This window comes from Chitinophaga filiformis (assembly GCF_023100805.1).
Lineage (GTDB): Bacteria > Bacteroidota > Bacteroidia > Chitinophagales > Chitinophagaceae > Chitinophaga > Chitinophaga filiformis_B.
Genome location: NZ_CP095855.1, coordinates 6,465,269 through 6,478,318, shown reverse-complemented (window position 1 = coordinate 6,478,318; position 13,050 = coordinate 6,465,269). Strand labels below are relative to the sequence as shown.

Annotated in this window: 10 protein-coding genes; 8 read left to right on the top strand and 2 right to left on the bottom strand. The window is 46.4% G+C overall.

The window, feature by feature from the left end:
* Window positions 1-477 precede the first annotated feature (477 nt).
* The 5 genes from dusB to MYF79_RS25115 all read left to right on the top strand — a co-directional run bounded on the left by dusB (window position 478) and on the right by MYF79_RS25115 (window position 7,001).
* Window positions 478-1,515, top strand: coding sequence for a tRNA dihydrouridine synthase DusB (dusB, locus tag MYF79_RS25135; RefSeq protein ID WP_247810619.1), 1,038 nt, complete (start codon window positions 478-480; stop codon window positions 1,513-1,515).
* Between the two features lie 469 nt (window positions 1,516-1,984).
* Window positions 1,985-2,503, top strand: a complete 519-nt coding sequence (locus tag MYF79_RS25130) for an exonuclease domain-containing protein (protein WP_247810618.1) — start codon at window positions 1,985-1,987, stop codon at window positions 2,501-2,503.
* A gap of 147 nt (window positions 2,504-2,650) precedes the next feature.
* Entirely contained in the window at window positions 2,651-4,216 is a 1,566-nt protein-coding gene (locus MYF79_RS25125) for a purple acid phosphatase family protein (protein WP_247810616.1), read from the top strand.
* A gap of 5 nt (window positions 4,217-4,221) precedes the next feature.
* A complete protein-coding gene (locus tag MYF79_RS25120) occupies window positions 4,222-5,949 on the top strand; it encodes a cytochrome-c peroxidase (protein ID WP_247810615.1) in 1,728 nt (575 codons plus the stop codon).
* Between the two features lie 467 nt (window positions 5,950-6,416).
* A complete protein-coding gene (locus MYF79_RS25115) occupies window positions 6,417-7,001 on the top strand; it encodes a Crp/Fnr family transcriptional regulator (RefSeq protein ID WP_247810613.1) in 585 nt (194 codons plus the stop codon).
* A 181-nt stretch (window positions 7,002-7,182) separates the two neighbouring features.
* On the opposite strand, the gene MYF79_RS25110 is transcribed toward MYF79_RS25115, so the two are convergent.
* Both MYF79_RS25110 and MYF79_RS25105 read right to left on the bottom strand, forming a co-directional pair.
* Window positions 7,183-7,650, bottom strand: a complete 468-nt coding sequence (locus MYF79_RS25110; RefSeq protein WP_247810611.1) for a hypothetical protein — start codon at window positions 7,648-7,650, stop codon at window positions 7,183-7,185.
* Window positions 7,601-8,128 (bottom strand): hypothetical protein, encoded by a 528-nt coding sequence (locus MYF79_RS25105; RefSeq protein WP_247810610.1) that lies wholly within the window; start codon window positions 8,126-8,128, stop codon window positions 7,601-7,603. The genes MYF79_RS25110 and MYF79_RS25105 overlap by 50 nt, the downstream gene beginning before the upstream one ends.
* Window positions 8,129-8,521: 393 nt before the next feature.
* Between MYF79_RS25105 and MYF79_RS25100 the strand changes: the two genes are divergently transcribed.
* The 3 genes from MYF79_RS25100 to MYF79_RS25090 all read left to right on the top strand — a co-directional run bounded on the left by MYF79_RS25100 (window position 8,522) and on the right by MYF79_RS25090 (window position 12,946).
* Window positions 8,522-11,038, top strand: coding sequence for a YfhO family protein (locus MYF79_RS25100; RefSeq protein ID WP_247810608.1), 2,517 nt, complete (start codon window positions 8,522-8,524; stop codon window positions 11,036-11,038).
* A 386-nt stretch (window positions 11,039-11,424) separates the two neighbouring features.
* Window positions 11,425-12,249 (top strand): hypothetical protein, encoded by an 825-nt coding sequence (locus MYF79_RS25095; protein ID WP_247810606.1) that lies wholly within the window; start codon window positions 11,425-11,427, stop codon window positions 12,247-12,249.
* A gap of 100 nt (window positions 12,250-12,349) precedes the next feature.
* Window positions 12,350-12,946, top strand: a complete 597-nt coding sequence (locus MYF79_RS25090) for a GNAT family N-acetyltransferase (protein ID WP_247810604.1) — start codon at window positions 12,350-12,352, stop codon at window positions 12,944-12,946.
* The last annotated feature ends 104 nt before the right edge of the window (window positions 12,947-13,050 follow it).

The window sequence follows — 13,050 nt, the reverse complement described above, 5'->3', positions numbered from 1 at the left end:
GTATTCAGGCTGCCATGACAAGCGGGTTATTCAATTCGAAGCCAGAGGCTTAAAAACCATAGTAAACAACGATGGATAGTAAGGATATGAAGGCGGTTGTGCCCGTCAGGACAGTTATTTTATTTTAGACCAACGATGTATCAAAGTATACCATTACCTGGATTGTCATAGGATATGTTTGGAATCCATTACAAGTTTTTATAACAAGCGGTATACGTCCCCAATGGGGACATACAGCAATCATGCAAAGGTTGCTTTATGATGGTTTATATAGGCAGTGAATAAAACAATGAGCACATCAACCAAGGTAACCAGTTGAAAGACAGGATTTTGAACATTCAGGCGGGACTTCAGAAGCCCCGCCTTTTTTTTGTAATTTTGCCGTTCCGATTTGGACGGTGCTCATTTTACCCTGCGGAAGATCATTCCGGTGGATAAATATTGGAGACACCGCTTTGATCAATTAAACGAGCAACCTTGGTAAAGATTGACAATATTGTGCTGCCTGACTTCCCTTTACTGCTGGCGCCTATGGAAGATGTGAGCGATCCTCCCTTCCGGGTGGTATGCCGGGAGAACGGGGCCGACCTGATGTATACAGAGTTCATTTCCAGTGATGGCTTAGTAAAGGATACGGACAAATGTCGCCGGAAACTGGCCATTTTTGAGGAGGAACGCCCTGTGGGAGTACAGATATTCGGGGGAGACGAGGGAAAGCTGTCTATGGCCGCCAAAATCGTGGATATGACCCAGCCGGACCTGCTGGATATCAACTTTGGTTGCCCCATCAAAGGAATTGTAAGCAGAGGAGCCGGTTCAGGCGTACTGAAGGATATTGACCTGATGGTGCGGCTGACTACTGCCTGCGTAAAGGCCACCCAGCTGCCCGTAACGGTCAAAACACGCCTGGGCTGGGATGAGGATACCAAAAATATCGAAGAGGTGGCTGAACGCCTCCAGGATACCGGTATTAAGGCTCTGGCTATTCACGGCCGCACCCGCACCCAGATGTATAAAGGGGAGGCCAACTGGGAGTTGATCGCCAAAGTGAAGAATAATCCCCGTATACACATACCCATTTTTGGTAATGGAGATATTGACAGTCCGCAGAAAGCCCTGGAATACAAGAATCGCTATGGTGTAGATGGGATTATGATAGGCAGGGCGGCGATAGGTTATCCCTGGATCTTCCGGGAAATAAAGCACTACCTGCAAACAGGAGAAATACTGGCAGCACCCACACTGGAAGAGCGCATCGGCGTTTGCAAACGCCAGCTGGAAAAATCTGTACAATGGAAAGGAGAGCTGGCGGGTGTTTACAGCATGCGTAAACATTATTTCAATTACCTGAAGGGATTGCCCGACTTTAAAGAATTCAGAAGCAGACTGGTAACTCCTGCCGATCCGCTGGAAATTATGACTGTCCTGGATGAAATAGGAGAGGCCTATGCCGGTTTCGAATTTAGCCAGGCGCCCATCAAATTGATCAATTACCACGAGAATTGCGCCCTGTAGGTCATTAAGATCACTGACGTTGATGCATTTTAATTTGGATAAGGTGCTTGCCGATGCCCTTGTGTCAAGTATAGGTCATGTATATGTCTTGTGAACTGTGTAGCGTTCGATACAGCCGTATAAAAGTTTGCATATAGTGGTGCAGTAGTGTATAGTCGTATATAGTTGCAACTGGTCATGTATAGTTGCATAGTTGTGTATATCAATTGAAGCGTCATTCCTGATACTTTAGAAAAATTATAACAACCTTACTGCAAGCGAACCTCAATAAGCATCTATCACTTACCTACATGATTTTGATATTAAACAAAATTATCTTTATCTTCGCCGCCGTTTATAAACGACGTATTTCAGCGCAAAGCACCCTAAGATCCTTAAACTCCTTACCCCGGCTAAGACAACAGTATCAGCAGGCTCCTTGCAGGACTGGAAATCAAAACATTCATTTTATTATCTAAAAACAATTAACATGGCCTACATAATGGTTGATGTAGAAAGCGATGGGCCTATTCCCGGAGATTATTCAATGATCTCATTTGGCGCTATTAAAGTAGACAATGCCCTCGACAAGACATTTTACGGCAAATTAAAGCCGATATCCGACAAGTTTGTACCCGAGGCACTGGCCGTATCCGGCCATTCCAGGGAGGATACCCTTACATTCGACGACCCGCGCAAAGTAATGGCCGATTTCAAACAGTGGATCGGCGAAGTATGTACAGACAGACCTATCTTCATCAGCGACAACAACGGTTTCGACTGGATGTTCGTCTGCTGGTACTTCCATCACTTCCTCGGCGAAAATCCTTTCGGGTTCAGCTCCCAGAACCTGGGAAGCGTGTATAAGGGAATGGAGAAAGATATGTTCAAAACCTTTAAACACCTGCGGCGCTCCGCACATACCCATCACCCGGTGGATGATGCGAGAGGGAATGCCGAAGCTCTGCTGACCATGAAGCAAGGTATGGGTTTGAAACTGAAGCTCTAGTTTTTATCTTTACATCAGGTAAGGCTGACTGCAGTATATGTGCCACTAATGCCACATGTACGCAGTCATTTTTATTTAACAATTAATTCATGCAGGCCTTAGCACGATAATATTTTAAATTGATTACCTCGCAGAAAAATTAAGGAGATGGGCATAATACGATCCTGCCTGCTGGCAGGCTTTTTAATGACAGGCAGCCTGATATCCGCAGCACAGTCGGAGGAAGAACCAAGTGTATCACTGATCCGCGGACCATACCTGCAGGCCGGATCGCCACATGGTATGACCATACGCTGGCGTACCAATACTGCCACCAGGAGCAGGGTACAGTATGGAGAGACAAAAGAAAAGACAGATCATGTTGTCAATGACTCCACGCTCACTACCGAGCATATCATACGACTGGAAGGATTGCAGCCACATACCCGTTATTATTATAAGATAGCCGATTTCACCAGCACATTGCAGGGCGACAGCGCCAATTACTTTTACACCCTGCCGGAACAAGGCAGAGAAGGAATGTACCGTATCGGGGTGTTCGGCGACTGCGGGAACAATTCCGTTAACCAGCGCAATGTGAAACAGTCTGTGCTGAAGTACCTGGGAGAAAACTATATGGATGCCTGGATACTGCTGGGCGATAACGCCTATAACAGCGGTACAGATGCCGAATTCCAGGCAAAATTCTTTAATGTGTACAAGGATGATCTGTTAAAACAGTATCCTATGTTCCCGGCGCCGGGCAACCATGATTATAACGACAGGGACTTTCCGGGCGCAGTAGCACAGGCACAGCGTACACACCAGACGGCCTATTACCAGAACTTTACCATGCCCACACAGGGGGAATCGGGCGGCGTAGCTTCCAATACACAGGCATTCTATTCTTTTGATATCGGGAACATCCATTTCCTGTCGCTTGACTCCTATGGAAAAGAAGACCAGCAATACCGTTTGTATGATACCGCCGGTCCGCAGGTACAGTGGGTAAAACGCGACCTGGAAGCAAACAGGAACAGGCAGTGGGTAATAGCTTACTGGCATCATCCGCCTTATACCATGGGCTCCCACAATTCTGATACTGAAATGGAGCTGGTACATATCCGTGAGAATTTCATCCGTATACTTGAACGTTATGGTGTAGACATGGTGCTATGCGGTCATAGTCACGATTACGAGCGTACCCGCCTGATGAAAGGGCATTATGGCATGGAGGCAACTTACAGCGCTGCACAGCATAATCTGAGCCAGTCGTCGGGATTGTATGATGGTAGTGATAACGCCTGCCCTTATGTAAAAGACAGTTCCAACCAGGGTACGGTATATGTGCTGAGTGGTTCTGCCGGTAAACTGGGAGGTACGCAGCCCGGGTATCCGCACGACGCCATGCAGTACGCCAATGCAACAGATGGGGGAGCTACGCTGCTGGAAGTACAGGGCAACCGGCTCGACCTGAAATGGATCTGTGCAGATGGTGTGATCAGGGACCATTTCACGGTGATGAAGGAAGTGAACAAACATACTGTATTGCATGTGAAAGCTAAGAGCAAAGTGACGCTGACAGCCTCCTTCGCAGGCCATTACAAGTGGAGCGAAAAAGGGCAGCAGGGCAGAAGCATCACAGTAGTGGCCCGCCCGGGCACAAAAGAATATACCGTACAGGATGCCGAAACATGCCTGAAAGATACATTTACGATCATTTCCACAAAATAAATTGTATGCGTTGGCGTGTGGCGTTTCCCGGTATCTGTGTGTTGCTGTTAATAGCAGTAATGCTGACATCCCGGGGAACGCGCCCTGCTTCTTTACCTGATGGAGTAGTGGCTTATTTTAAACGGCAGCAGCCTAATTTTGCAGCAAAGACAGTGCTGCTTCAACAGCGTATTGCACAGTTACAACCCGGCGACAGCATTTCATTGAAGGCTGCCAGGCAGGCCCTGCGGGATTGCAGGATCGCTTACAAGTCCATTGCTTTCTTCCTGGAATATTTCTTCGCAAGTGAAGCCTGTGTTTTTAATGCACCCGCTAAATACGAAATAGAGGAACCTTATATCGAATACGAAGAGCCGGTGGGATTGCAGCAGGTAGAAGCCTTATTGTACGATCCGGCGGTCTGGCAGCGCAGGCAGGAACTGGCGGCACAGGCTACGGTACTGGTACAGACAGCGCAGGACCTGAATGCCTTGTTATACCAGTTCTCCGCTACCAGTCCGCAGGTGATGGAAAGCATACAACAGGAACTGGTAAGGATCATGACCCTGTATATTACGGGATATGATGCGCCATTGTTAAAAAGCGGTATAGCAGAGGCAGCAGCTGCTATGAAAGCCATTGATAGCATCCTGATACCTTACCAGGACCTGGATAAAAAAGACAGCATACAATATTACTTACAGAAGGGCATTTACATGTTGACCACGCAGCCGGATTTTGACGCATTTGACCGGCTCTCTTTTCTGGCGGACAATGCCCTGCCTTTACAGCGGTTATTACTGAATAGTGGTCACGACCTGTTTAGCGCAACAGCGCTGAAGAAAGATATTTTTCCGCATAGCAATATAGCAGGAGATACCGCGCTAGGCAGACGGCTATTCTTTGAAAAAGCCTTGTCGGGAAATGCGACCCGCAGTTGTGCTACCTGTCATCAGCCGGACCGTTATTTTACGGATGGACTTGCACGGAATAAAAGTCTTAGCGGAGAAGAAGCATTACCACGGCATACACCGGGATTGTTATATGCAGCTTACCAGTATTCGCAGTTCTGGGATGGCAGGGTGCAAAGCCTCGAAGAGCAGGTAAAAGCAGTAATGCATAGTCCGCAGGAAATGAATGCCGACGATGACACGGTACTGCAAAGACTGCACAGTATGCCAGCTTATAGCAACATTACCCTGGCAGAGGTACAGGCTGCACTGGCTGCCTATCTTCGTACGCTGGCGCCTTTTAACTCGCCCTTTGATCATTATATGGCGGGTAATAGGCGGGCCCTGACAACTGAGCAGCGGCAGGGCGGAAATCTTTTCATGGGAAAGGGCGGCTGTGCTACCTGCCACTTCGCTCCCTTATTTAACGGACTGATACCACCGCTCTATAACAGAACGGAATTTGAAGTGCTGGGAACACCCGCCACTGACGATCTTGACCATCCGCTGCCCGACCTGGACAGTGGGCGACTGGCCTTCTTTCCTATAGATCTTTACAAGGGAGCTTTCAAAACGCCTACGGTACGGAATGCAGCGGTGACGGCCCCATATATGCATAACGGTGCATTCAGGAACATGGAACAGGTAATTGATCTTTATGATCGGGGAGGGGGAAATGGTATCGGATTGCCTGTACCGAACCAGACATTATCCCCGCTGCCGCTTCATCTCACACCAAAGGAAAAGCAGGCGCTGATCGCATTTATAACAGCGCTGACAGATAAAGATCTTCTGAAGCAGTGATAGACATATGTAAGTGTGATAACACTTGTCAGTATAACACGTTAAACTTTTGAAGACCTCATATGTCTGAGCGTGATACCCCTTGTCAGTATAACAAGTTAAACTTTTGAAGAACTAAGAGATATATCTAAGCGTGATACCACTTGTCAGTATAACACATTAATCTTTTGGAAAAGTAATAGATGTATCTAAGCGTGATAACACTTATCAGTATAACACCTTAATCTTTGCTAAAACGGTACAGATATGGTTTTTCGCTTGTATCGATCACTTAACTGATTTACTTGATGCAGTAAATTTCCTGCGTAGAAATACGCAATACTATTTTCAGTGATAATACGGTGCTTCGATGTAATGCTTGCCAGCAGGTAATTCCAGGTGACGAACGGCGTTAGGTAATTACATGGTCATATATGGATGAATGATAGTGTATTAGCAGCTTTTTGGAAAATTCCTACCTTTAAAGGATGAGTGAGGTTTTACGGTCTTATATTAATACCTATGCTTCAACTACTTTAACCGATGCGGAGTTCGAGATAGTCATGAAAGCATTTACATTCAAGCGGCTTAGGCGAAAGCAGTATCTTTTGCAGGAGGGCGACGTCTGCAAATTTTATGGCTTTATACTGAAGGGAGCGATGCGGCAATATAGTGTAGATGCAAAGGGAACGGAATATGTAATCAACCTGGGATTAGAGGAATCCTGGGTGGGGGACCGGGAAAGTTTTTTTATGCTGACACCCAGCCGTTACAATATTGATGCATGGGAGGATACGGATCTTCTACTGATCACCAATGAGGACTTCCAGCGTTTACTGGATACTATACCTGCTGTTGTGACAATGGTGCGGGTCATTGACCAGCGTTACCATATAGCCACACAACGCCGTCTGCACAGCAGCATTGCCTATACGGCCAGAGAACGATATGAAGAGTTGGCGAACACCGAACCCGAGCTGATACAGCGTTTCCCCCAACAGATGATTGCTTCCTACCTGGGTATTTCTCCTGAGACCTTAAGTCGTATCCGCAGACAGGGCATCGAGCGGTGACGAGGTTACCTACATCTACGTAGTATGTTTAGCTGCACAGATGCATCCATGCTTTGTTTACCACATATAGTCATTTGTATTGAGGCATACCGATATAGGATACATCTATGCAAGCATTCTTACTGCATACAGGCTACTCTGCGCACAGTACCTGCGGAGCCTGCGCTTCCCTGAAAATATATTAATTTGCCTGGAGCCGGTCTTCGGGTATTTTAACCTGTACATTAAATGGATCACTGGCATCAACGCAATATGCTTTGATGGCAGCCATATAACGCCTGGCCTTGTCTGAATAAAACCTGGCGTGACAACCAGTTTCGTACCTGGCGGCGTAAGATAGATCCAGCAGTGCCCTGTAAGAATAGCCAATGCCGCGGCAGTTGCGATAGACCAGATCTGTCATCAGCCTATGCTTGTTTTCACGGCTCCCGATAAACTCACGATATGTTCCCACATCGGGCGCCGTTTCTGTTTCTCCTTCCAGATCAAATGATACAGGAAAGATGACGGCACTTACATAATGGAGCGCTGCATAAAAAGCAGACGTAATGACCCAGTCGAAGTAAAGATTGCTGCTGTTAAGGAAATCGCATGCCTGCTCATTGTGCAGAGCAAGATGAATGTGTTGGTTTTTTAGTTTTTGGTTCATAGAATATGTTAAAACCGTCGGCTTCCATTTCGGATATTTCGAAGCCTTTCGTTTTGGGAAACAAATAAATGTATACAGAGAACACATCACTGGCATGTGACTGTCTTACATCATAGGCGGCATCGTAGGCCGCTTCGAGATAGGAAGAATTATAAAAACCTTCGTCCAGTACGAAAGCAAGATCGAAGGAGGAAAAGGAATTAATACGCAACCTGATATGTGGTACTGTGCGCAGATCCGTAAAAAATGTGCTGTATTCCTCCGCAATTTTAGTGGCAAGTGCCAGGTTGGAGGTAAACTGCTCATAGATCAGCTTTTGGGATAAATGCTGCTGAACGTTTTTGCCGGTTTCCTTTCCGATTTCATAGGCGGATATGACTTCGTCAGAACTAAAGCCCCGATCTGATCTTTCCCAGTTTTCAGGGACAATAATAGCCGATTGCCTGGAAGAATAGGTATAGTGCAATTGCTGATGCATAACGTTTGCGTTTGGGCAACTAATGGAATTCATACTCGAACATTTTCTACCACAATGCTAACAAACAATTTCTGATTTTAAGTTAATGGGAAGTTAACAAAAAAAAGAATACATAAATCCTCACATATTACACCTGCCGCACAACTTTCCATCGTCTAATGCCCCCACCCCGCACACCGCCTCCCGTCTCCCCTCAAACCGCTTCCGCCCCTCATTTTAATTATATCTTATTTTATAACACTTTGAAAGATTAACATTTAAGCATAAATTGCCTCCCATTATTATTTTAAATAATAGTATAAAGATTTATTCAAGAACCACATTGAATGCCAGTTCGCTGATTTAGAGGCGGTTAGTATTCAGCAATAACGTATAGTAAACAACAAAAGATCTATGAACAGTTTTTCCTGGAAGAAGATCATCCCGCACGTGATTGCCATTGCAGTCTTTTTGATCGTTGCGCTGGTATATTGTAGTCCGGCGCTCGAGGGCAAGGTCTTACAACAGACCGATATTGTACACTGGAAAGGGATGGCGCAGGATGCTTTTAACTACAAGGCGGCGCATGGCCATTTCCCGTTGTGGAATACCCACTTGTTCAGCGGTATGCCCAACTACCAGGTAGCGATGGACTCGAAGTCCATTCTGCCGGATTTTGGCCGTATGTTGCAGTTGTACCTGCCTAAACCAGCCAGCTACTTTTTCCTGGCCTGTTTATGTTTCTACATTCTGGGAATGGCCTATGGCGTAAATGTACTGGCAGCTGTATTAGGCAGCCTGGGTTTTGCCTATGCCACTTATGACCCCATCATTATTTCAGTGGGGCATGAGACTAAAATGGCAGCTATTGCCTATATGCCGGGATTACTGGCCGGACTTGTACTGATCTACAGAAATAAGTATGTACTCGGATTAGCAGTGGCAGCTTTGTTTGCCACCCTGGAAATAGGAGCGGGGCATCCCCAGGTAACCTATTACCTCCTGATCACCATGGGTATTATGACCGTTGGTTATATCATCATGTGGATAAAGCAGCAGGAATTCAGGCATATGCTCATCGCCCTGGGACTGGCGCTCGTAGCTGGTCTGATCGGGGTGGCCAACGTGTCTCAAAACCTGCTGACCACCTACGAGTACTCAAAATATACTATGCGTGGCGGCAAGACGGTCGATCTTTCCGAAGATGGCAAGCTGACACAGACCAAAACCGAAGGACTGGATGAAAGCTATGCATTCTCCTATAGCCTCGGGATGAGTGAAACATTCGTGCTGATGATGCCAAACGCTTTTGGTGGCGGCTCCGGAGAACACCTGAGCCCTGATTCAAAAGTAGTCTCTGCACTTGTACAACAGAATGTTCCCGAAGCACAGGCAAGCCAGGTAGCTGCTACCTTACCTAAATACTGGGGTGGTATTGCACCTTTCACCGCCGGCCCTCCCTATAGTGGCGCATTAGTCTGCTTCCTGGCTATCATCGGCCTGGTTGTGCTTGCCGGAAATGGCAGCAGCAAGGCGGGTGCAATAACCCGCTGGTGGATACTGGCCGCTACCGTTTTAATGATCTTCATTGCCTGGGGTAGCTATTTCGCCGGCTTTAACAGGATATTGTTCGATCATCTGCCCATGTACAATAAGTTCAGGGCGCCATCCATGGCACTGATCATCCCGCAGCTATTACTGCCTTTACTGGCTGTATTAACGCTGGACAGGGTTTTCTTTGCTCCCGATTCAAAAGAATACCTGCAGAAGAATTTCAGGCAGATCCTGTATGTCAGCGGTGGGGTGATCGTATTGGCAGGCCTGGTATATCTTTTCAATGATTATAAAGGCAGCTACGATAGCCAGATCCTGGACGGCTTTACCCAACAGGCTAACGCTACCGTGGCCAACAGCATTCTGCAGGGTATGATCGCCGACAGGAAAGCCATGTTTGCCGGAGGCATCGGGCACATATTGTGGATCTGGATACTGGTGATCATCGGATTGTATTGCTATATGAAGAACATCGCAAAACCTGTGGTGATCCTCTCTGCATTCATATTCGTAAATACGGTAGACCTGCTGGTAGTAGCTAAAAAATATCTCAACAGTGAGAACTACCAGGATGAATCCAGCTACCAGGCCGGTAACTTCGCACCAACGCCTGCCGATCAGCAGATACTGCAGGACACCGATCCGCATTACAGGGTATTGAACCTCTCTACAGGCGACCCTTTCAATGATGCGGTTACCTCTTACTATCACCGTTCAGTGGGTGGTTACCATGCTGCGAAACTGCGCACCTACCAGGATATTATCGAAACCCAGTTTGCAAAAGCCGGTGCAGGACTGAACATGGGTGTGCTGAACATGCTGGATACACGCTATGTGATCACCCGTTCGCAGGATCAGCAACAGCCGGTGCCTGTAGTACAGCGTAATCCTGATGCACTGGGAGCTGCCTGGTTCATTAAACATGTCCGGTATGTAAATGGTCCTATCGAGGCTATTAAAGCCCTGGATCACCTGAATCCAAAAGATACAGCGATCGTAGATAATGCCCTCAAGGGAAGCATCGGCCAGCCGGTCTTTGATTCTGCTGCTACCATTAAACTGGTAAACTATGATAACGATGCCATCAAATATGCCACGAGCGCAAACAGCAACCAGTTTGCTGTATTAAGTGAGGTGTATTATCCGGAAGGCTGGAACGCTTACATCGATGGAAAGCAAACCGATTACGCGAACGTTAACTACATCCTGCGTGGTATAGCAGTACCTGCCGGTCAGCATACCATCGAGTTCAAATTTGAACCTGCTTCCTATTATACCGGTCAGAAACTGGTACTCATTGCAAACATCCTGCTGTGGTTAACGATCGCAGGTAGCATCTTTGTATTGTGGAGACAGAACAGGACTACAAAAGCATAAACAGAAGTATTTCAATATCAAAAAGAGCCCGTATCACCAGATGCGGGCTTTTTTATTCAGATACCCGAGAGCCAGGGGCAGACTCACCGTTACTACAGCCTCTTTATTCAGATAGCTGGGCGGGACGGGCCTTTTAGCCATTACCAGCGGATCATTAAACTGCTGCACCGCCTTTTATTCAGTTACCTGAAGGAGACAGGCTGTTTTCAGCAACTCCCCGCATGCTCATCATTCCGTCATCCGCTTCGTGTACACGCCCCGGTAAACGTTTCCATGATATGTATATTTAAAATATGTTATATTTGTGGCTCATAATAAAACGGGAACCTGCTCAGATCAGCCATAAAACTCTGGCAATCTGAAGTTTCAAACCAGCGTATCGACCTATGAAAAAATACCTGTTAAGTGCAGCTGTACTGGCTGTTTTATGCACTGCCTGCAAAAAAGACGCCCCTGTACCTACCGAAAGATTCTTCCTGTCTATGGTGGACGATAATCGCTCTGAAATTATCAGTGTGGGCGGTTACAATAAGCTAAAAATGCCGGGATCATTCAGCATTTTCGACGAGAACCTGGCATATTACAGTGTTCCCATATACGAGAACGGCAGGCTGACCCAGGTATTTGCAGCGGAGACCCGCTACGAGAACTCGCTGGCGAATGCTTATAGATATAATGATGCCGGTAAAGCCTTCAGAGTCGACTTTTATTCTTCGGGTATAATGGACAGGTATGATAGCCTGGCATATGACAACAATGGTCAGCTGGTAACAATATACCACAGAAAAATAACCTATGGGGCTGACTATCCCTTCGGTATCTACAAAAAAGATGTGCTTGTATGGGATACCAGCGGAAACGTGACGCAATTGCACACGATACAGATACAAAACGGGGCGGAAGGGAAGGATACCCTGACAACATCTTATACCTACGATAAGAAGGTCAATTTCATGGGTAAACCTGCAGCCCTTTTCATGCTGAATTATGAAAGAGGAATTACCTATTTGTCTGCCAATAATATGCTGACACAGGTCACGGCATACCCTACCGGTGATTCGGTTAAGTCAGTTACAAACGTCTATACCTACGACAATGAGAACTATCCTGTAGAAGTGAAAATCAGTAAGAAAACCATCAGGGCTGGTGTAACGACGTCCGGCAAGACTACAGACTTTAAGATCAGTTACGAGAGAATACCTATCGAATAAGCAGGTGGCCATACGATAAGGGTATGGTTTCAGGGAGTATCAAATGTGTGAGTAGCCGGAATAGTTATATTTGTAACTACACATTTGAAAACCAGTCACCATGGCAGTACTCAATTTTTCAGATAATATCATCTTACAGGACGAAAGAGTATTGCTCCGTCCACTGATATTAGCTGATGATGAACACCTGATACCCTTTGCACAAAACGAACCCGACATCTGGAAATATGCAGTAATACCTCCCGCCAGCCCCGGTATTATGCGGGAGTACATTCGGGCTGCTGTGGAAGGCCGCAATGAAGGAAAAGAGTATCCTTTTATCGTATTTGATAAACAACAGCAAAAGTATGCAGGCAGTACGCGTTTTTATGATATACAATTGGCCAACAGTACATTACAGTTGGGATATACCTGGTACGGAAAGGCATTCCAGGGTACAGGGCTGAACAAGCACTGTAAGTTTCTGCTGCTGCAATATGCCTTTGAACGGATGGGGATTGAGCGTGTGGAATTCAGGGCCACACATACCAATGAAAGAAGTATCGCTGCGATGAAGAGCATCGGATGTACGGTGGAAGGGATTATGCGGAACTGCGCCGTCAATCCGGATGGTACCAGGAGAAGCACTATCATTCTCAGCATCTTAAAAGATGAATGGTTCGGTACGGTAAAAGAGAACCTGCAGAAGCGCTTATAATCATGATAAGTTATTATGAAAAAATATCAATTAAAAGTAACTTTGCAAGCTATGGAACTGTGCTGATAATGTAAGGGATTTCCCGACCTTTTATATCTGACTGT